Source organism: Bradyrhizobium nanningense, assembly GCF_004114535.1.
GTDB lineage: Bacteria > Pseudomonadota > Alphaproteobacteria > Rhizobiales > Xanthobacteraceae > Bradyrhizobium > Bradyrhizobium nanningense.
Map to the genome: position 1 here is coordinate 53,200 of NZ_LBJC01000014.1, position 19,276 is coordinate 72,475.

At 63.7% G+C, this 19,276-nt stretch carries 17 protein-coding genes and 2 pseudogenes; 8 read left to right on the forward strand and 11 right to left on the reverse strand.

The window, feature by feature from the left end:
* Positions 1–124: 124 nt before the first annotated feature.
* On the forward strand, positions 125–400 hold the full coding sequence (locus tag XH84_RS08255; RefSeq protein WP_128922295.1) for a DUF1488 family protein: 276 nt from the start codon (positions 125–127) through the stop codon (positions 398–400).
* Positions 401–586: 186 nt separating this feature from the next.
* Here the strand turns inward: XH84_RS08255 and XH84_RS08265 are convergent.
* A pseudogene (locus XH84_RS08265) lies at positions 587–1,069 on the reverse strand (CinA family protein).
* Positions 1,070–1,213: 144 nt separating this feature from the next.
* Between XH84_RS08265 and XH84_RS08270 the strand changes: the two are divergent.
* From XH84_RS08270 to XH84_RS08280, 3 genes are read left to right on the forward strand one after another with little or no spacing between them, the layout of a single operon-like run.
* Complete coding sequence (locus XH84_RS08270) at positions 1,214–2,272, forward strand: amidohydrolase family protein (RefSeq protein ID WP_128922293.1); 1,059 nt, start codon at positions 1,214–1,216, stop codon at positions 2,270–2,272.
* 24 nt (positions 2,273–2,296) lie between these two features.
* Positions 2,297–3,406, forward strand: coding sequence for an amidohydrolase family protein (locus XH84_RS08275; RefSeq protein ID WP_128922292.1), 1,110 nt, complete (start codon positions 2,297–2,299; stop codon positions 3,404–3,406).
* Complete coding sequence (locus tag XH84_RS08280; RefSeq protein ID WP_128922291.1) at positions 3,406–3,819, forward strand: Rieske (2Fe-2S) protein; 414 nt, start codon at positions 3,406–3,408, stop codon at positions 3,817–3,819. The genes XH84_RS08275 and XH84_RS08280 overlap by 1 nt, the downstream gene beginning before the upstream one ends.
* 120 nt (positions 3,820–3,939) lie before the next feature.
* Here XH84_RS08280 and tcuC read toward each other — a convergent pair whose 3' ends face one another.
* Together tcuC and XH84_RS08290 are read right to left on the reverse strand one after the other, a co-directional pair.
* Positions 3,940–5,271 (reverse strand): MFS transporter, encoded by a 1,332-nt coding sequence (tcuC, locus tag XH84_RS08285; protein ID WP_128922290.1) that lies wholly within the window; start codon positions 5,269–5,271, stop codon positions 3,940–3,942.
* A gap of 141 nt (positions 5,272–5,412) precedes the next feature.
* Entirely contained in the window at positions 5,413–6,312 is a 900-nt protein-coding gene (locus XH84_RS08290) for a transcriptional regulator GcvA (RefSeq protein WP_128922289.1), read from the reverse strand.
* Between the two features lie 110 nt (positions 6,313–6,422).
* Here XH84_RS08290 and XH84_RS08295 point away from each other — a divergent pair, with 110 nt between their 5' ends.
* Together XH84_RS08295 and XH84_RS08300 are read left to right on the forward strand one after the other, a co-directional pair.
* Complete coding sequence (locus XH84_RS08295) at positions 6,423–6,626, forward strand: DUF1127 domain-containing protein (protein ID WP_128922288.1); 204 nt, start codon at positions 6,423–6,425, stop codon at positions 6,624–6,626.
* 69 nt (positions 6,627–6,695) lie between these two features.
* Entirely contained in the window at positions 6,696–7,319 is a 624-nt protein-coding gene (locus XH84_RS08300; RefSeq protein WP_128922287.1) for a GNAT family N-acetyltransferase, read from the forward strand.
* Positions 7,320–7,546: 227 nt separating this feature from the next.
* Here the strand turns inward: XH84_RS08300 and XH84_RS08305 are convergent, their stop codons facing one another.
* Positions 7,547–8,377 carry an enoyl-CoA hydratase gene (locus XH84_RS08305; RefSeq protein WP_128922286.1) on the reverse strand — a complete coding sequence of 277 codons (831 nt, stop codon included), beginning with the start codon at positions 8,375–8,377 and terminating at the stop codon, positions 7,547–7,549.
* Between the two features lie 154 nt (positions 8,378–8,531).
* The gene (locus tag XH84_RS08310) at positions 8,532–9,233 is read right to left on the reverse strand and encodes an SDR family NAD(P)-dependent oxidoreductase (RefSeq protein ID WP_128922285.1); all 702 of its coding nucleotides are present in this window, start codon (positions 9,231–9,233) and stop codon (positions 8,532–8,534) included.
* A 230-nt stretch (positions 9,234–9,463) separates the two neighbouring features.
* On the opposite strand from XH84_RS08310, the gene XH84_RS08315 reads away from it, so the two are divergent.
* Both XH84_RS08315 and XH84_RS08320 read left to right on the forward strand, forming a co-directional pair.
* Positions 9,464–11,251 (forward strand): acyl-CoA dehydrogenase family protein, encoded by a 1,788-nt coding sequence (locus XH84_RS08315; RefSeq protein ID WP_128922284.1) that lies wholly within the window; start codon positions 9,464–9,466, stop codon positions 11,249–11,251.
* 43 nt (positions 11,252–11,294) lie between these two features.
* Complete coding sequence (locus XH84_RS08320; RefSeq protein ID WP_128922283.1) at positions 11,295–12,383, forward strand: Zn-dependent alcohol dehydrogenase; 1,089 nt, start codon at positions 11,295–11,297, stop codon at positions 12,381–12,383.
* Positions 12,384–12,495: 112 nt separating this feature from the next.
* Here XH84_RS08320 and XH84_RS08325 read toward each other — a convergent pair whose 3' ends face one another.
* The 6 genes and pseudogenes from XH84_RS08325 to XH84_RS08350 all read right to left on the reverse strand — a co-directional run bounded on the left by XH84_RS08325 (position 12,496) and on the right by XH84_RS08350 (position 19,275).
* Positions 12,496–14,013 (reverse strand): hypothetical protein, encoded by a 1,518-nt coding sequence (locus XH84_RS08325; RefSeq protein WP_245471653.1) that lies wholly within the window; start codon positions 14,011–14,013, stop codon positions 12,496–12,498.
* A gap of 176 nt (positions 14,014–14,189) precedes the next feature.
* A pseudogene (locus tag XH84_RS08330) lies at positions 14,190–14,288 on the reverse strand (nuclear transport factor 2 family protein); the annotation flags it as partial.
* An 86-nt stretch (positions 14,289–14,374) separates the two neighbouring features.
* On the reverse strand, positions 14,375–15,847 hold the full coding sequence (locus tag XH84_RS08335) for an amidase (RefSeq protein ID WP_128922282.1): 1,473 nt from the start codon (positions 15,845–15,847) through the stop codon (positions 14,375–14,377).
* Positions 15,848–16,082: 235 nt separating this feature from the next.
* Entirely contained in the window at positions 16,083–17,054 is a 972-nt protein-coding gene (mbfA, locus tag XH84_RS08340) for an iron exporter MbfA (protein ID WP_128922281.1), read from the reverse strand.
* 67 nt (positions 17,055–17,121) lie between these two features.
* Entirely contained in the window at positions 17,122–18,270 is a 1,149-nt protein-coding gene (locus XH84_RS08345; protein WP_128922280.1) for an alpha/beta hydrolase, read from the reverse strand.
* 135 nt (positions 18,271–18,405) lie between these two features.
* A complete protein-coding gene (locus XH84_RS08350) occupies positions 18,406–19,275 on the reverse strand; it encodes an MBL fold metallo-hydrolase (RefSeq protein WP_128922279.1) in 870 nt (289 codons plus the stop codon).
* Position 19,276 lies beyond the last annotated feature (1 nt).

A 19,276-nucleotide genomic window follows, 5' to 3' on the forward strand; every position in this document is an offset into this window, starting at 1 on the left:
AGGAGCAGCCGGTTCATCGAGCCGCGCTGCTGTCGGGCTTCGGACGAACCCATGTCCTTGCGCGGATAGTGACAAGGCGTCAGATTTTCAGCATTGTCCCGTTCGGGGGGAACGGGACAATTGGATGCCGCTGACGCGCGACAGGATCATCGGCCATGACCTCGAACGGCTGGCCTTTCGCTTCACCATGCTGAACGAGGGCGAGGTCGTGCAGTGCCAGATCAGCGACGCCGCGATGGACGAGCTCGCGGGCATGCAGGGCACCGAAAGCAGCGCGCGGCAGGCGCAGTTCCTGTCGCTGCGCGAGACGATCGAGCGGATCGCGTCGGAGATTTATGACGAGGCGCCGCGGGTGCCGGGCTACGTGGTGCGGATTTTCATGCGGCATTTGGGGCGGTAGGCTCACATACTCCGCTGTTGCGGCTCGATCTCCGCTGTCATGCCCCGGCTTGACCGGGGCATCCAGTACGCCGCGGCCGATCGACTCGATTACAACTGCCTCGGAGTACTGGATCGCCCGGTCGAGCCGGGCGATGACAGTGGTGTTGGTGGCGAGACTATCCGACACACTCACAGCAGTAGCCGCTCACCCTTCCAGCTTCCTCAGCAGCAGCCTCATCGCCTCCGCCGCGAACACTTGCATGTTGCCGAGCCGGTCATTGTTGCCCGTCTCCAGCGTCATCACCTCTGACGCAGGCCCCGCCACCGCCATGCAGTTATGGCCGGCGGCATCGCCGTAACGGTTGCCGGTGGGGCCGGCAGCGCCGGTCTCGGACAGGCCCCAGTCGCTGTTGAAGCGCGTTCGCATCTGCTCGGCCAGCAGTTGCGCGTAGGGCTCCGAGGAGGAGCGAAAGCCCTTCATTCCTTCGTCCGAAATATCCATCAACAGGCGCCTGGCATCGCGGGTATAGACCACCGCGCCGCCGAGGAAATAGGCGGACGCGCCGGGCACTGCGAGCAGGCTGGCGGCGATCAGGCCGCCGGCGGAGGACTCCGCCACTGCAATGGTCTACTTGCGCGCGATCAGTTTAGCGGCGACCTGTTCCGCAATGCCGACGAGCTCTTTCATTCCCTGAACCTCCCATTTCCCGCAACCGAGCTGCGCCTTCCTAGCATATGCCAGAAGCCCTGGCCGAGTTGCGGGCGCCGGGCAGGCCTGCTTGAATGATGGTACGAGAAAAGACATGCGAGGAAACGTGACAAGGGAGACGTCATGGCGTCCCTGATCGCCGGTGGCATCGATTGCGATGTGCATCCGGCCGTGCCGCATCTGACCAGCCTGCTGCCCTACCTGAACGATTATTGGCGCGATCAGGTGACGACGCGCGGCATGGTCGACCTCGTCTCGCAATCCTATCCTCAAAATTCGCCGATCACCGCCCGCCCGGACTGGCGCCCCGAAACGGGAAAACCCGGCGAGAGTCTGGAGGCCATGCAGCGTCATGTGCTCGATCCCTTCCAGCTCAAGCATGCCATCTGCAATCCGCTCTACGGCGTGCAGATGGTGTTCTCCGAGGACATGCAGGCGGCCTTCTGCCGTGGGCTGAACGACTGGCTCGTGAAGGAATGGCTCGATCGCGATCCGCGGCTGCGCGGCTCGATCGTGATTCCCACCCAAAGCGTCGAGAAGGCCGTCGCTGAGATCGAGCGCTGTGCGCAGGACGAGCGCTTCGTTCAGGTGCTGATGCTGGTCATGGGTGACACGCCGCTGGGCAAGCGCGCGCTGTGGCCGATCTACGAAGCCGCGGAACGGCTGGAACTACCCGTCGGAATCCACGCGGGTTCCGCCTATCACAATCCGCCGACCGCCGTGGGGTGGGGTTCCTATCACATCGAGGATTATGTCGGTCAGGCCCAAGCGTTCCAGACGCAGCTTACCAGCCTGATCGTCGAGGGCGTGTTCGTCAAATATCCGCGCCTGAAAATGGTGATGCTGGAGTCGGGCGTCTCCTGGATCTCGCCCTATCTCTGGCGGCTGCACAAGTTCTGGCGCGGGGCGCGGATGGAAACGCCGTGGGTCGATCGTGCGCCGCTGGACATTGTGCGCAGCAACATCCGCTTCTCGTTACAGCCATTTGATGCACCGCCAGATGAGGCGACATTAAATCGCCTGTTTGAGCATATGCAGTCTGACGAATTGGTCCTATTCTCCACGGACTATCCGCACTGGCAGTTCGATGGCCCGGACGCGCTGCCCGAAGGTCTGTCCCCCGATCTCGTGCGCAAGATCATGATCGACAATCCGCATGCAACCTATCCCCGCCTGACGTAAGCCGCTGCCAGAGGAGGCAAGGCGATGAATATCCAGTTCCGCGAGAACCAAGAAGCCGCTTCCCCACTGACCGTCAAAACCGCGATCGCGGACTGCGACATCCATCCGGCGCGCGCCACCCGCACTGAGCTCTATCCCTACCTCGCCAAACGCTGGCAGCATCATCTCGAAGTCTACGGCGTCCATGCCTATCAGGGCATGATGGAAGGTCCGCCTTACCCTAAGGCGCAGCCCAACGCTTCGCGCCGCGATGCCTATCCGCCGGAGGGCGGGCCGCAAGGCTCCTCGCTGTCGTTCATGCAGAAGCAGCTGCTCGATCCCAACAACGTGCAATTGGGCGTGCTCAATCCGCTGGGCACCGGGCAGGGCATCCGCAATCACGAGCTCTCCGCGGCTTTGTGCTCGGCGATCAACGACTGGCAGATCGACAAATGGACCAGCAAGGACAAGCGCCTGAAGGCCTCGATCGTCGTCGGCAATGAGGACGGCCTGTCGGCCGCCGCCGAGATCCGCGAGCGCGCCGGCGACAAGAACTTCGTGCAGGTGCTGCTGCTCAGCCGCAATGTCGAGCCGCTCGGCCAGCGCCGCTATTGGCCGATCTACCAGGCCGCGGAAGAAGCCGGCCTTCCGGTCGGCGTCCATGCCTTCGGCTTCGGCGGCAACCCGATCACGCCGTCGGGCTGGCCGAGCTACTACATCGAGGAGATGGTCGGACATTCGCAGTGCCAGCAATCGGCGCTGGCGAGCCTCGTGCTCGAAGGCGTGTTCGAGCGCTTCCCGAAATTGAAGATGGTGATGATCGAGGCCGGCTTCGGCTGGGCGCCGTCGCTGGCTTGGCGGCTCGACAAGGTCTGGCAACGGCTGCGCAGCGAGGTACCGCATGTGAAGCGGCCGCCGTCGGAATATATCCGCGAGCAGGTGTGGTGGACGACGCAGCCGATGGAGGATCCGGAGCGACGCGAGGATCTGTTCGACGTCATCAACTGGATCGGCTGGGACCGGCTCCTGTTCGCCACCGACTATCCGCATTGGGACTATGACGAGCCGTCCCGCGTCTTGCCGGCCGGCGTCAGCGAGGCCAATCGCGAGGCGTTTTACCTCGGCAATGCGCGCAAGCTCTATGGAATAGCTTGATGGCGCGTCATGTGATTGCCGCGGTCGAGGAGCTTCCGCCGGGCACGCGAAAATTCCTCGAGATCGACGGACGGCCGATCGCGGTCTTCAACATCAAGGGCGAATATTTCGGCCTGATGAACCGTTGCCCGCATCAGGGCGCGGCGCTGTGCGAGGGCCCGCTGATCGGGCTCGCGCAGTCAAAGGACCCCGGTGAGATCGAATACACCAAGCAAGGGGAGATCATCCGCTGCCCCTGGCACGGCTGGGAGTTCGACATCCGCACCGGCCAGTCCTATTGCGATCCCCGCCGTTTCCGCGTGAAGGCCTATCCGGCGCATATCGAGCCGGGCGCCAGCGTGGTGAAGGGGCCGTATGTCGCCGAGACGATTCCGGTGAGCGTCGAGAGCGACTACGTGGTGGTGGAGCTGTAGCCTCCCCTGTCATTCCGGGGCGGTTCGAAGGACCGAGCCCGGAATCAATCGTGCAATAGGAATGTTGGGAGAAATGGATTCCGGGCTCGCTTCTGCGAGGCGCCCCGGAACGACATCCAGCTAATGCCCCGCAGCCGGCTCCGCCACCGCATCATAAGTCGGCACCGCCTTGCCTCCGCCGCGATACACCGTCGACGCCGCGATGATGCCGAGCAGCGCGGCGAACATCAGCCAGAAGCCGGGTGAGGCCTTGTCGCCGGTGCGCTCGATCAACCAGGTCGAGGCGAACGGCGTGAAGGTGCCGAACAGGGCGGCGGCGAGCGCAAAGGCGAGCGAGAAGCAGGTCGTGCGCACATGCGCCGGCACGATCTCGACCAGCGCACCCAACATGGTGCCGCTGTAGACGCCGAAATAGAACGAGAACATCATCTCGACCGCGAGCAGCTTGCCGAAGGTCGGCGCCGCCACCAGCCAGTGCAGCGCCGGGTAGGCGGTCGCCAGCGACAGGCAGGCGATCACGATCAGCACCGGCTTGCGGCCGATGCGGTCGGAGAGCGCGCCGCCGACCGGATTCCAGAAGAAGTTGGTGACGGCGACGAGCAGCGTGACCAGCAGTGCGTCCTGCGTCGACAGCTTCAGCACGGTCTTGCCGAAGGTCGGCGTGTACACAGTGACGAAGTAGAACGTCGTCGTGGTCAGGATCGCGATCATCATGCCGAGGATGACGATGCGCCAGTTGGCGAGCGCGGAGGCGAATACCTCGCTCGCGGTCGGGTGCTTCTTCATGGCGAGGAAGGCCGGCGTCTCCTCCAGCGTCCGCCGCAGGACAAAGATCAGGGGAATGATCAGGCAGCCGACGAAGAAGGGAATGCGCCAGCCCCAGGCGGCGACGGTGTCGGCCGGCATCACCTCGGAGAGGAGATAGCCGAGGATCGAGGCCACGAAGATCGCGACCTGCTGGCTCGACGACTGGAACGAGGTGTAGAAGCCGCGATTGCCGGGCGTGGAGATCTCGGCGAGATATACCGATACGCCGCCGAGCTCGACGCCGGCGGAGAAGCCCTGCAACAGGCGGCCGATCAGCACGATGACTGGCGCTGCGATGCCGATGGTCGCATAGCTCGGGCAGAACGCGATCACGACGGTGCCGATGGCCATGATGCCGAGCGTGACGATCAGGCCCTGGCGACGGCCGATCCGGTCGATATAGGCCCCGAGCACGATCGCACCGACCGGCCGCATCAAGGCACCCAGCCAGAACACGCCGAAAGTGTTGAGCAGGGACGCCGTCTCGTTGGTGGAGGGGAAGAACGCCTTGCCGATCGCGGCGGCATAGAAGCCGAACAGGAAGAAGTCGAACTGCTCGAGGAAATTGCCGCTCGTTGCGCGCAGGATGGCGCCGATGCGCGACTTGATCGCGGGCGGATTGGTCGAGGTGGCTGGTCCAGCCATGGCGTTTGCTCTCCTGGGAAAGGGGTGGCCGGACCGGGAAATCATCTCACGGTAAGGCGACAGACTGCGACAATCTGCCCTACCCCTTCCCGCGCAAGACCTGGCGAGTCAATCCGTTTTGCGGAGGAAGCTGCTGATTTTTCAGGCCTTATTTTGCGTTGCAGCAATCAGCCATTGGCGGAACGCGGTCAGCTTGGGCGCCTCCCGGCGGCCTTCCGGCGCGACCAGGTAGAACCCGGCATCGGTCGGCAGCGCAATCCTGAAGGGAACCAACAGCCGGCCCTTGGCAATGTCATCCCGGACATAGGAGGTCCGTCCCATCGCGACGCCAATGCCGTCGATTGCGGCCTGGATGGTCATGAAGATCATGTCGAAGGTGATGCCGGGGTGCCTCGCGATGTCGGCCGGCAGGCCCGCTGCGGTCAGCCATAGCCGCCAGTCGTCGCTGTTGGTGTTCGAGGTGTGCAGCAATGCGTGGTTACGCAGATCTTCTGGCCGGCGCAGCGGCTTGTCGCCGCGAAGCAGCGAAGGACTGCACACCGGAAACAGCTCATCCGCCATCAGCCAATCGGCACGCAGGCCCGGCCACTGGCCGCGGCCGTAGCGGATCGCGGCATCGACATTGTCACGCTGGAAGTCGACGAGGCTGGTCGAGGTGGTGATGCGCACGTCGAAGCCGGGATGCTGCTCCTGGAAATCCGTCAGGCGCGGCAGCAGCCATTTTGCCGCGAGCGAGGCCAGCGTCGACACCGTCAGCACCTTGTCGTCGTCCTTGCGCAGCAACCGGTCGGTCGCAAGCCGGAGGTCGTTGAAGGCGGCACGGACGCCCGGCAAATAGTCGCGCGCTTCCGGTGTCAGGGCGAGCGCGCGGTTCTGCCGGATGAACAGGCGGATGCCGAGCTCCTCCTCGAGCCTTCGGATTTGATGGCTGATCGCAGTCTGCGTCACGTTCAGCTCGGCGGCCGCCAGCGTGAAGCTGAGATGGCGTGCGGCGGCCTCAAACGCCCGCAATCCGTTCAGGGACGGCAGTCTGGCAGTCATTTGGCAGCAGGATGCATGACGTTATTTCATGCGAAAGAGTACAAATTGTCGTTTGTCGCAGTGCAATATAGGGCAGATATTAGCTACCAAGCTAGCTCTAGGAGCTGAAGATGTCTACCTTGACCCACAACTCGATGACAAATCATCATGTGCCAGGCCTGATCCAGCAGGTCAGTGAGACCCTTCATCTGTGGCACGAGCGCTATCGCACCAGGCGCGAGCTCACCCAATGGACCGCGCGTGACCTCCAGGACGTCGGACTGTCCTGGAGCGACATCGCCTTTGAGGCCGACAAACCCTTCTGGCGGGCCTGATTGGCCGCCAGGCCGGCGCCGCCTGAACACAGGGGCGCCGGCGGACCCTTTTCTTTTTGGGCATGTGTCATGAGCACTCTCCGCCTGGAAGACCTGAAGCAATATTCCGACACGCTGCGCACCCGATATGGCACGGCGCTCAACGTGCGCTTTGTCGAGCCGCGCGACACCGACGAGCTCCAGCACTATTTCCGTTCGCTCTCGACCCGCTCCCGCTACAACCGCTTCTTCGGGGCCATCAGCGAGCTGCCGAACGGGTTGCTGCACGATTTTCTCCAGATCGGCGATCGCGAGCGCTTCACGATCGTTGCGACCATGATGGTCGACGGCTTCGAGACCATCGTCGCCGAGGCGCGCTACGCGCTGCACGCCGAAACCGCGATGCTCGAATTCGGCCTCTCGGTCGGCGACCGCTGGCAGGGCCACGGCATCGCCACCGCACTGATGAAGAATCTCGAATGCCGCGCCGTCGCGCTCGGCGCCGAGCACATGTTCGGCGAGACGCTGCGCTCCAACGAGACCATGGTCTCGCTCGCCCGCAAATCGGGCTTCAGGTTCGTCAATCACCCCGACGACTGGAAGCTGGTGCGCTTCGACAAGGAGATCACGATCGCGCCGAAAGAGATTCCCTGCGCGAGCTGGCGTCTCGCCGCCCTTTCCCGTCAGGCCGAACGCCCCTCAGCCTCGGCCTGACACGACTGAGAGCCCGGCGTGGTGAAGACCAGCCGGGCTTTTTTTTGATCTCCTAATCCGTCATCCTGAGGCGCTCGTTCTGCGCCCTTTCGCAGAACGAGCCTCGAAGGATGAACGGCTCCGCTGTTTCCAAGCAGTTCCCACAGCAACAGTCGGACCGTCGCCCTTCGAGGGCCGCTGAAGAAGCGGTCGCCTCAGGGTGACGGTTGATAGATTTCGGATGCCGCCTACTTCCCCGTGAACACCGCTTTCCGCTTCTCGATGAACGCCTGCACCGCCTCCTTGTGATCGGCGGTCGTGGTCAGGCGGACCAGCCGCTCGGCCTCGTGGTCGCGCGCGGTCTCGAAGTCGAACAGCACGGCCTCGTCGAGATTGTCCTTCATGTAGCGCAGGGCCAGGCGCGGGCCTTCGGCGAGCGATTTGGCCAGCGCGAAAGCCTCAGTCTGCAATTTGTCGTCGGGCACGACGCGGTTGACGAGGCCGATCGCCTCGCAGCGCGCCGCATCGACGCGGTCGCCGGTGAACATCAATTCGCGCGCCCGCGCGGTGCCGACCAGCCGCGTGAGCAGCCAGGCGATGCCGTAATCGCCAGAGAGCGCGATGCGGGCATAGCCGGTCGCAACGAAGGCGGATTGCGCGGCGATGCGGATGTCGCAGGCCATGGCGATGGCGAGCCCGGCGCCGACCGCGGGGCCGGGCAGGGCGGCGATGGTCGGCTTGCGTACCGACACCAGTGCGCCGGTGAGCAGCCGCTGCCGCTCCTGCAGATCGGCGATCCGCTCCTCGAGCGACATGTCCAGCTTCTTGGGGTCGCGATGCGCACCCATGCCCTTGACGTTGCCGCCGGCGCAGAAGGCGTCGCCTGCGCCGGTAAGCAGCAATGCGCCGACGTCGCGATCCTCGCCACAGGTCCGGATCATCGTGCGCAGCGCCGGCGTCAGCGCGTCCGATAGCGAATTGCGCGCCTCCGGCCGGTTCAGCGTGATGACAGCGACGCGGTCGCGGATCACGCAGAGGAGCTCGTTGGTGCCGGTGTCGATTTTGGTTTCGGTGGTCATGTCACCTCCCTGTTCTTGTATCGCTCTCGTAGGGTGGGTCAGCCCTGCGGATGCGCGAAGCGCATCTGCTCGGCATAACCCACCGCCTCTCGGACACGCGGTGAATAAAGAGGTGGATTACGCCTTCGGCTAACCCACCCTACGGCCGCTCGCTTCAAAACGTCTCCACCCAGGGCCGCAGCTCGAGCTCCCAGCTCCAGGCGCTGCGCGGTTGCTGCAGCACGCTCCAATAGCTCTGCGCGATTGCATCGGGATCGAGCATCGAATCCGGCTTGTCCGCGGCTTCCGTGCGCGCCGCGCTACGGATGCCGCCGTCGATGACAAAATGCGCGACATGAATGCCCTGCGGCGACAGCTCGCGCGCCAGGCTCTGGGCGAGGCCTCGCAACGCGAACTTACCCATCGCGAAGGAGGCCGACTGCGCATAGCCCTTGACGCTGGCCGAGGCGCCGGTGAACAGGATCGCGCCGTGCTTGTTCGGTAGCATGCGTTTTGCGGCCTGTTGCGCCACCAGAAAACCGCCATAGGCGCTGACCGCGATCGCATTGGCGACATCGACTGGGACGAGCTCGACGAACGGCCCGCGCGTGCGGCCGCTGGCATTGTAGACCACGAGATCGGGCGTGCCGATCTCGCGCTCGACCAGGCCGAACAGCCGCTCGACCTCCTCCGGCTCCGCAGCGTTGCAGGCATAGGCTTTCGCGCCGGTCTCGCTGCAGAGCGCGCCAAGCTTCTCGATTTTTCGTGCGGCCAGCGCAACGCGAATATTCTGGGCGGCCAACAGCCGCGCCAGCGACGCGCTCAGGCCTTCGCCGGCGCCGACGATGAGGGCGATCTTGTATTTCGGATGTTCCATGGCGTGATCTCTCAGGGCTGGGAGCCGTTGATCTATGCATGGGTCGCGCGAACAACCAGCCGGCGCGATCACAATTCCGCAGAGCGAATTGCTCCATCATTGCGATCATGCCTCCCTGACAATTTGCGGCTTTATCGCTCTCCGCGGCTGGAGCATGATCGACATCATTCCAAGCGGCAAGCGCCAAATCAGCGCAGAATGTCCGCAAGGCTGAAACGAAGAGGACGATCATGCACAAGCCGGCCACAGCACAGCCGAACAACGTCGCGGCCGAGCCATCCGGCGGCCTGCTGGCGCCCGATACCACTGGCATGAACTTCTACCGCGCCGATCCCGCGCTGACGGATCTCTTGCGCATCCATCTGCCTGAAAGGCTGTTTCGCCACATCGAGCCGCATCTCGACCGGCTCGGCGAGCTTGCCGGCGGCCGGCTCGACGAATGCGCCCGGCTTGCCGACCGGCATACGCCGGTGCTGCACCAGCGCGACAAGTTCGGTCGCGACGTGCAGTCGATCGAGTATCATCCGGCCTATCGTGAATTGGAGAACGCCGCGTTCGGCGAGTTCGGCATTCATGCGCTCTCGATCCGCAAGGGCATCATGGGCTGGCCGGACAAATATCCTGTGGTGGCCAAGCACGCCTTCACCTTCCTGTTCAACCAAGCCGAATTCGGCATGGGCTGCCCGATCAACGTCACCGACGGCTGCGCCAAGCTGCTCGCAAATTTCGGTAGCGAGGCGCTGAAGGCGAAATATCTTGACGGCCTGACCTCGATCGACATGAGCAAGCTGACGCAAGGAGGCCAGTTCATGACCGAGAAAGAGGGCGGCTCCGACGTCGGCACGCTGACCACGCGCGCGGTGCAGGACGGCGACCATTGGCGGCTCTACGGCGAAAAATGGTTCTGCTCGAATGCCGACGCCAAGGTCGTGATGCTCTTGGCGCGCCCCGAAGGCGCCGGCCCCGGCACGCGCGGTGTCGGCCTGTTCCTGATGCCGCGCTTCCTCGACGACGGCTCGCAGAACCACTACCGGATCGTGCGTTTGAAGGACAAGCTCGGCACGCGCTCGATGGCCTCGGGCGAGATCAAGCTGGAAGGCGCGATCGCCTATGCGGTCGGCAAGCTCGACCGCGGCTTCGTGCAGATGGCCGAGATGGTGAACTCCTCGCGGCTTTCCAACGGCGTCAAATCCACCGCGCTGATGCGCCGCGCCTATCATGACGCCATGACGGTGGCGAAGAACCGCGTCGTGTTCGGCAGCCGCATCATCGACCTGCCGCTCGGCCGCCGGCAGATGCTGAAGATCATGCTGCCGGTCGAGCAGGCGCTGTCGATGAGCTTTCTCACGGCGGAAGCGCTCGATCGCGCCGAAGCCGGTAGCCAGGACGCAGCGGCGTTGCTGCGCATCCTCACCCCAACTTTGAAATTCCGCGCCACCCGCGATGCCCGAAAGGTCTGCGGCGACGCGCTCGAGATGCGTGGCGGCATCGGCTATATCGAGGAATTCGCCACCGCGCGGCTCTTGCGCGATGCGCATCTCGGCTCGGTCTGGGAAGGCACCGGCAACATCGTTGCCATCGATGCGCTGCGGCGCGCGGTCGGCCGCCATGGTGCGGAATCCGCACTATCAGCCGATCTACATGCGCGGCTCGATGACAGCGCGTCCGTGCCGCAGGCCTGGCGCGACACGCTGCGCGGTCTCGTTGACCGCGCCGTGGGGTTCGCGCGCGAGGTCGCGGGGAAATCCGAGAACGAGGCCGATGCGCGCCGTGCGACAAGCCTGCTCTATCATGTCGCCAGCGCGGTGGCGCTCGCCTGGGAAGCGCACCGCATCCACGACATGCGCGGCGATGCACGCCGGCTGCTGTTGTCGCGTCTCGTGGTCGACCATCGCGTATTGCCGAGCGATCCGTTCCGGCTGACGGAAAATGCCGCGCAGGCGAGGATTGCGGAGCTGCTGCTTGGGGATCGCGATGCCGGCATGAGCGAGGTTGGCGAACTGGTTCTGACAGCGTAGGCTGCTCGCCATCCAACCAAAGAAAAGCGATAGGGAGTGCTCGATGAAGGCCGCCGTCCTCTATGAAGTCAACCAGCCGCTCGTCATCGAGGATGTCAGCCTGCCCAAGCCCGGCCCGCGCGAGGTGCTGATCCGCACGGCGGTCGCCGGTCTCTGCCATTCCGATCTGCACTTCATGGAAGGCCTCTATCCGCATCCGCTGCCCGCGGTGCTCGGGCACGAATCCGCCGGCGTGGTCGAGCAAGTCGGGTCCGATGTCACTTACGTCAAGCCGGGCGACCACGTCGTCACCTGCCTGTCGGTGTTCTGCGGCACCTGCGACAATTGCACCACCGGCCGCACGGTGCTCTGCACCGACACAACGGTGAAGATGCTGCCCGGCGTTTCCAACCGAATGCAATGGTCGAAGCCCGAAAAGCTGCACCAGTTCCTCAATCTATCCTCCTTTGCCGAGCAGATGCTGGTGCACGAGAACGCCATCGTCAAAATCCGCAGAGAAATGCCGCTCGATCTCGCCGCCCTGATCGGCTGCGGCGTCATCACGGGCTACGGCGCGGTGGTGAACACGGCGAAGGTGACTGCGGGCGAGACTGTCGCCGTGATCGGCTGCGGCGGCGTCGGCATGGCCGCGATCAACGGCGCGCAGATCGCCGGCGCCGGCCGCATCATCGCGATCGACACCAATCCCGCAAAACTCCATCTCGCCACCAAGCTGGGCGCGACCGATATCATCAACCCCGCCGACGGCGACGTCGTGAAGCAAGTGCGCGATCTCACCAATGGCGGCGTGCATCATTCCTTCGAAGTGCTCGGCCGCAAGGAGACCGCCGAGCAGGCCTTCGCCATGCTCGCCTCCGGCGGCACCGCCACCATCGTCGGTATGATCCCGTTCGGTCAGAAGATCGAGCTACACGGCTTCGATTTCCTGCGCGAGCGCAGGATCCAGGGCTCGTCGATGGGCTCGAACCATTTTCGCGTCGACATGCCGCGCCTGGTCGATTTCTATTTGCGCGGCCGGCTGCACCTGGAGGACTGGATCTCGGCGAAATTGAAGCTCAACGAGATCAACGAAGGCTTTGCCAACATGAAGGCCGGCAAGACCTTGCGTAGCGTGATCGTGTTCGACAGCTAGCACAGCTGATGCTGGCGTCGCCCGGTCAGGTACATGCCCGGCATTCTGCTCGAGGAGCTGGGATTCTTGAACGGTCCCGCCCGAGACGCGCGCCTTGCTCCGAAAATCAAGCTCAACGCGACGAGGTCGCGCCGTCGGCTGAGACGCGACGCGACTCCTTCAGGAGCAGCAGCGTCATGGCCGCGGAGAGACTTGCGGCGAGCAAATAGGCAGGGGATACGTTCAAGCTTTCACCTGCGAACAGCAGGTAGGAGAACAATCCCGTCATCGACGCGATGAAGCCAAGCCAGGCCAGGCTCGGTTGGCGAGATGCACTTTCGCCGTGACGGAGATCGAGCACGAGGTAGAACACGAGAGCGGTGTTGCAGAGCGCCGCCGGCAGCAGACCCATGGTGATCCCGCGATCAAAAGCGAGATAGGACAGCACGCCGTCGACTTGGGCAATCACCGCGAACGGCAGATAGCGTAGATTGATGCAGGCCAGGCCAATGGACGCAAGTTCGAACCCATAGAAATAGCGCTCGTGCATCTTCGGGAGCAAGTACGGCATGAGGATGAGCGATGCGCACGCGACGAGCAGAATGAACTCGGGCCCCGTCCGCTTGGACTGTGCGATGAAGATCGATAGGGCGAGCCCGCTCGCTGTCGCGAGCACGAGGCCAATGGCAACTCCGGCGGAGTACGGCGTTCCACCCGCTAAAACCCAGGCGTTCGCTGCATTCATGTTCAGCTGATGATATGTGTTGGCCTGGCCGAGATAGATGCCGAGCACGGAGACCAGAGATCGGCCCGCAACGAGGACCGGAATGGCGAGGATCGCATAGACTCCCGGAATGGCGGCAAGCCATGCCGGGTGAATCTTGCGGCGCAGAAGCATGCCCAGCACGAACGGCCCCAGGAAGACGCCTTGGGCTTTCACCGAGCAGGCCGCTGCGAATGGTAAAACGCCGTTTCGGTTCCGCATGAACGTCGCCACGGAAACCAGCACGAAGAAGGTCCAGATCGAGTCGGCCTGCCCCCACATTGGGCCGTTGAAGAGCACCGTCGGCGCAAGCCATATCGCGCAGAAGGCGAGGGACGCGCGCAACGGCACCTTTGTAGATCGCCAGACCATCTGGGCCACGACGGTCGCGCAGCCGAGCTCGAATATGGCCGAGATCGTCTTCACGAGGGAAAGTGGCTGGCCGAGCCAATCAAAAGGGGCCGCGATCAGCAGGAGGTAGCTGTAGAACGGCGTGTAGTTGGTGAAAGCCTCGGCCAGCCCGCCAAGACCGTGATCCCGAGCAAAAGCATACCACGGGATCAGGAACTGAAAGGCGTCGCTGTTGGCGTATTCCCGGACAAGGTACCTGAGCACAAGGCCAATGAGCCCGCATACCAGCGCGAGGGCGATCGCCAGCGGCTTGGTGCGCAACACCTCGTCTGGATGGATGCTGCGGTCGAACTCGCGCGGCGTACCGACCTCGATGGTGATGTTTGTTGCGCCATCGCTCTTTGCAGAACTTGTGCGCGACCATCGATGATCACAGGTGGGGTCCGCGCAATCGGGAGGAGATGGATATCGGTATTCAGAACGTGGTTGGTTCTTGCTGCCCTCTGGAACACAGAGGCGCTCAGAGCTTCGATCCATGGCAAGACAAGACGTTGGAGTGTCATATCTTGTCTACCTATACGAGTATTCATTTCGAGTTCTGTAAATATCGGTTGCGCAATCGTCTGAAGGCTCGAGAAAGTATTGTTTGGTTAGCGAATGCTTTAGGTGAACTGGCGATCATCGGAAATGATTAGGAGCAGGAAAGCTACCCCGGGCGCGAGGATCTCATCGAAGCGTTTGACGTCGCGATTCTGCACGGAGGCGACGTAGTCGCGGTTGAGTGCGGTGAGCTGTTCGAGGTCGTTGCTCATTGCGTTTCGCTCTCTGTCATTCCGGGGCGCGCGACGCGCGAACCCGGAATCTCGACATTGTCCTGCTCCTCGCAACGACGAGAACGTCAATCATCGAATGATGGCGGCGGCAAGAATCCGCCGAATTCGCGCTCGATCAGCTCGGCGAGTTTCAGCGGCGTGCGGTCTTCGAGAAACGGGCCGATGATCTGGACGCCGACCGGCAGGCCGTCCTTCGACAGGCCGAGTGGAACGGCCGTGGCCGGCAGTCCCGTCAGCGTGGCGATCCCGGGCCAGGCAAGCTGGTCCGGATAGACGTGATCCTTGCCGTCGATATTGATCCGCCGCTTCTCCTGCTCCGGCGAATGATCGTGCGGATAGGCCGGCGTCGGCATGATCGGGCAGATCATCGCATCGAACGTCCTGAACAATTGCCGCCATTGCGCGCGTAAGCCCGCGCGGGCGCCCTCGTCGAACACCCAGGCCTGATGGCTAGAGGTCATGCCGCGCAGCCGCTCGGCCGCAAGGCTCGTGTCGTCGGGTGAGAGCTGCGCCGCGCCGGCGCGTGCGCCGGCGAGAATGTCGGGCGGAAAGAACGCGCCGAGAAAGCTCATCAGCATGCGCATGTAGAGGCGCGAGGCCTCGCGGAAGTCCGGAAACAGGGGGCTTTCGCGCGCGACGTGCGCGCCGGCGCTCGTCAATCGTCCGGCCAGCTGCTCGATCGCGCCGCGAACGTCGGCATTCGCGGGCAGCAGCGGATGGCTGTCGATCACCAGCAGGCGGAAATCCTTCAGTCCGGCGTGGCGTGCCTCCGGCAGCGCGAGCTTGTATCCGATGCCGAGGTCGAGCGGATCGGGGCCGGCCATCACGTCCAGCAGCAGCGTCAGATCGGCTGCGCTGCGGGCCATCGGACCGATGACCGCCATATCGCGTTCCATCGGGATCGCCGGAAACGGTGGTGGCGTATGGCCGCGCGTGGGACAGAGATTGTAGGTCGGCTTGTGCGCATAGACTCCGCAATGGAACGCCGGAACGCGCAACGAGCCGCCAATGTCGGATCCGAGCGAGAGCGGTCCGTAGCCGGCCGCAAGCGCTGCCGACGAGCCGCCCGATGAGCCGCCGGGCGTGCGGCCGAGATCATACGGGTTGTTCGTCGTGCCGTAGATGTCGTTGTAGCTCTGCCAGTCTCCCAACCCCACGGGAACGTTGGTCTTGCCCAGAATGACGCCGCCGGCGTTCTTGACCCGGCTGATCGAAAGCGCATCCTCCGCCGGCCTGAAATCCTTCTGCGGGGTCCAACCCCAGGTCGTCGGCAGACCGGCGACGTTGAAGGATTCCTTCACCGTCACGGGCAGGCCGAGCAGCGGCTTGCGCTCGCCGCGGCCTAAGGCGGCGTCCGCCTCACGCGCGGCACCGAGCGCGCGGTCGAAATCCCGGACGCAGATCGCATTGACCTTGCCGTCGTGCCGCTCGACGCGGTCGATCGCGTCCCTAGTGAGCTCGACCGCGGAGATCTTCTTCGCGCTCAATGCGGCCGACAGCTCGACCGCGCTCTTGAAACTCCATTCTGATTTGGCCACGGCGCGTCTCCCGTTCTTATTGTCGGAGGATGATGCGCAGTTTGGCCGAATGCTGCAACGGCTGTTTGAGGGGAATTGATGTGCGGGCGGGATGGAATGGACGAAATCGAAGATTCGCGGTCATCGCCCGGCTTGACCGGGCGATCCAGTACTCCAGAGGCTCGTGTTGGAGAACTCGCTCTCACCATATCAGGCGCGGCGTACTAGCCGGGCGATGACACCGTGGGTGAGGCAGCTACGCCGCCCCGATCAAGATTCCCACCGCTAGAACGATCGCGCCGCCGAGCACGATCTGGAACACGGCCTGGAGGAACGGGGTGTCCATATAGCGCGAGCGGATGAAGGCGATCGCCCACAATTCGAAGAACACGACGACGCAGGCGATTCCCGTCGCGATCCAGAACGCGTTGGCCCAACTGTCGGGCACGAGATAGGGCGCGGTGTGGCCGAGCCCGCCGAGCGTCGTCATCGCGCCGCAGGTGACGCCGCGCAGCCAGGGCGAGCCGCGCCCGGTCAGCGAGCCGTCGTCGGACAGTGCTTCCGCAAAGCCCATGCTGATGCCGGCGCCGATCGAGGCGGCAAGGCCGACGAGAAACGTCTGCCAGTTGTGGTGGGTGGCGAAGGCGGCCGCAAACAGCGGCGCCAGCGTCGAGACCGAGCCGTCCATCAGGCCGGCGAGACCCGGCTGCACATATTGCAGCACGAACATGCGGCGGTTGGTGCGATCTTCCTCCGCACGTGCGTCGGTACTCAGGATCTCGCCCGTCAGCTTTGCGGCGGTCTGCTCGTGACCTTTCTCGGCTTCGGCGAGATCGCCGAGCAGGCGGCGCACGCCGACGTCCTGGGCCTGTTCGGCGGCCTTCACGTAGAAGCGCTCCGCCTGCATCTCCATGGTCTCGACCTCCCTGCGGATGGCGTCGAGCGACAGGTTCTTGGTCAACCAGACTGGGCGGCGGCGCAGGAAGCCTTTGACATCCTCACGACGGATCGGCGGCAGATGCGGGCCGAAGCGCTGCTCGTACAATTCCAGCAGCATGTGGCGATGGCCGCGCTCTTCCTCGGCCATCTGCTCGAACAGCTTGGCCGAGTCCGGATAGCGTTCCTTCAAATCCTCGGCGAAGGTCATGTAGATGCGGCTATCCTCCTCCTCAGAGGAGATCGCGACCGCAAGTACTTCGCGCTCGGTCAGATCGGCAAAATTCTTCACGACGGCCCTGTTTATATTGTTTAGAACTATTCTAAACTATATAGAGTGCCGCGGTTCCCGGGTCAAATCAGGCGCTGCGGGTCCGGGCGAGGAAGTCCAGCAGCAGCCGGCTCACTTCCGCGGGCTGCTCCTGCTGCACCCAATGGCCGGCGCCATCGACGAGATGGCAGCCGAGCATCTTCGTGCAGGCGCGCGTCTGCATCGCCTCGAACACGCCAGGACGCTGGTAAGTGCCCCAATCCTGCTTGCCCGAGATGAAGCAGGAGGGCACGTCGATGCTGCGTCCCGAGAATAGTTGCAGTTCGCTATTAAACGCGCCCGAGGTGCCGTAGCGATACCATTGCAGCCCGCCCTGGAAGCCGGTGCGGCGATATTCGGCGGCATAATAGGCGAGCTCGCTGTCCGGCAGCCATGGGTTGGCGGCGATCGCGGCCGCAGGCGGCATTTCTTTCGCAACCGTCTCCGCCATGGTCTCGTTGAGATCCATCACATAATAGGTTGGCAGCTTCGCGAGCTCGCTCGCAGACCACGACGCCAGCGGATAAGGCTTGTTGTCGGTCCAGTCGGCGCTCTTGTGATGATAATAGGCGCGCAGGAAATCATGCACGCCCTGCGGCGCGTGGTGCATGTCGGTGTTCGCCTCACGCGTCGAATAGTACCATTGATAGTGCTTGCGCGGACGCGGCAGCGCGGCGAGTTCGCGATGCACGGGGTCTTCGATCGGCGCCCTCGCCGGTGTGTCGATCGTGTTGAATGGCAGCGGCGGCGGTCCGCCGAACGGCGCGCTCATCATCGTCACCGAGCGAAACACGTCGGGCCTGATCAGCGCGCACCAGGCCGCAACCGGGCTGCCGAAATCATGTCCGACGACATCGATCTGCCTGTAGCCGAACGCCGACACCAGGGCGAGCGCATCGCGCACCAGGTTGAGGAGCGAGAACGGCGCCAGATCGCCGTCATAGTCCGCGCTCCATCCTGTGGTGCGGCCATAGCCGCGCTGGTCCGGCGCGATCACGTGATAGCCGGCCGCGGCGAGTGCCGGCATCACCTTGCGCCAGGAGAAGGCCAGCTCCGGAAAACCGTGCAGCAAGAGAATACAGCGCCGCCCCTTGGTCTCGAAGCCGGCCTCGAGCACATGCATGCGCAAGCCGTTGACGCCGTCGACGTAGCGCGAGCGGATGCCGGCGGGGAGAGGGATTGGCAGAAGATCAGGCATGGTATCTCCTCGTCAGGGCCGGGCTTGTCCCGGCCATCCACGGTCTTCGTTGTCGATAATTGTAAGAACGTGGATGCCCGGGACAAGCCCAGGCATGACGACAAGAATGGGCGGTCTTACGATTGCAGCGTTCCGCTACACCGCCTCACACACGAACGCGCTGCCCTTGCGCCGGATCTTCCCGACCGACGGCGAGGGGAAATGCGCGGTGCAGCACAGCGTATCCGTGTCACAATAGCGTTCGAGAAAGCCGCGGCGCGTCGTCGCCGCCCTGGCAGGATCGACGTCGAACTTGATCGACAGCTCCGGATAAAGCGTCTGCAGCGGCGAGTGCATGAGATCGCCGGAGAACACCGCGTCGTCCTTGCCGCGGCCCATCGTGATGGCGATATGGCCCGGCGTGTGGCCGGGGGTCGGCAGGATGCGGACGTGATCGCCGATCTGATGGTCATTGCCGACGAGCTCGTGGCGTCCCGCCTCCACCACCGGTAGCACGCTATCGGCGAAAGGCGGGATTTCCGCCTTCGCGTTCTGCGCGGACCAATGGTCGAATTCCTGCCTGGCAAAGACGTAGCGAGCCTTCGGGAAGGTCGGCGCCCAGCGACCGTTCTCCAGCCGCGTATTCCAACCGACATGGTCGACATGCAGATGCGTGCACATCACGAAGTCGATGTCGTCGACTGAGAAGCCCGCGGCACCCAGAGCACGCAGATAGGTGTCGTCCGTCTTCATGTTCCATTTCGGCCGCTGCGGTCGCGGCTTGTCGTTGCCGATGCAGCTGTCGACCAGGATGGTGTGGTGCGGCGTCTTCACCACGTAGGACTGGAAGCACAGCAGCAGAACATCCTGCTCGTCCAGCGCCTTCGCTTCGCGCATCCACGCCCGGTTTTCGGCCAGCACTTCCGCCGTCAGTCGCGGCAGCATCTCCAGCGCCGGGACGAACGAAGTTTCCTGCTCGATGATGCGATGGATGGTGAGATCGCCGACCGAGAACTTCAGGCTCATG

Coding starts and splice junctions, on each gene's coding strand:
- XH84_RS08310 (WP_128922285.1), bottom strand. CDS start 9,233: ATGGAACATCCGAAATACAAGATCGCCCTCATCGTCGGCGCCGGCGAA.
- XH84_RS08255 (WP_128922295.1), top strand. CDS start 125: ATGCCGCTGACGCGCGACAGGATCATCGGCCATGACCTCGAACGGCTG.
- XH84_RS08320 (WP_128922283.1), top strand. CDS start 11,295: ATGAAGGCCGCCGTCCTCTATGAAGTCAACCAGCCGCTCGTCATCGAG.
- XH84_RS08295 (WP_128922288.1), top strand. CDS start 6,423: ATGTCTACCTTGACCCACAACTCGATGACAAATCATCATGTGCCAGGC.
- XH84_RS08315 (WP_128922284.1), top strand. CDS start 9,464: ATGCACAAGCCGGCCACAGCACAGCCGAACAACGTCGCGGCCGAGCCA.
- XH84_RS08305 (WP_128922286.1), bottom strand. CDS start 8,377: ATGACCACCGAAACCAAAATCGACACCGGCACCAACGAGCTCCTCTGC.
- XH84_RS08270 (WP_128922293.1), top strand. CDS start 1,214: ATGGCGTCCCTGATCGCCGGTGGCATCGATTGCGATGTGCATCCGGCC.
- XH84_RS08275 (WP_128922292.1), top strand. CDS start 2,297: ATGAATATCCAGTTCCGCGAGAACCAAGAAGCCGCTTCCCCACTGACC.
- tcuC (WP_128922290.1), bottom strand. CDS start 5,271: ATGGCTGGACCAGCCACCTCGACCAATCCGCCCGCGATCAAGTCGCGC.
- XH84_RS08290 (WP_128922289.1), bottom strand. CDS start 6,312: ATGACTGCCAGACTGCCGTCCCTGAACGGATTGCGGGCGTTTGAGGCC.
- XH84_RS08325 (WP_245471653.1), bottom strand. CDS start 14,013: ATGGATCGAAGCTCTGAGCGCCTCTGTGTTCCAGAGGGCAGCAAGAAC.
- XH84_RS08300 (WP_128922287.1), top strand. CDS start 6,696: ATGAGCACTCTCCGCCTGGAAGACCTGAAGCAATATTCCGACACGCTG.
- XH84_RS08280 (WP_128922291.1), top strand. CDS start 3,406: ATGGCGCGTCATGTGATTGCCGCGGTCGAGGAGCTTCCGCCGGGCACG.
- XH84_RS08350 (WP_128922279.1), bottom strand. CDS start 19,275: ATGAGCCTGAAGTTCTCGGTCGGCGATCTCACCATCCATCGCATCATC.
- XH84_RS08345 (WP_128922280.1), bottom strand. CDS start 18,270: ATGCCTGATCTTCTGCCAATCCCTCTCCCCGCCGGCATCCGCTCGCGC.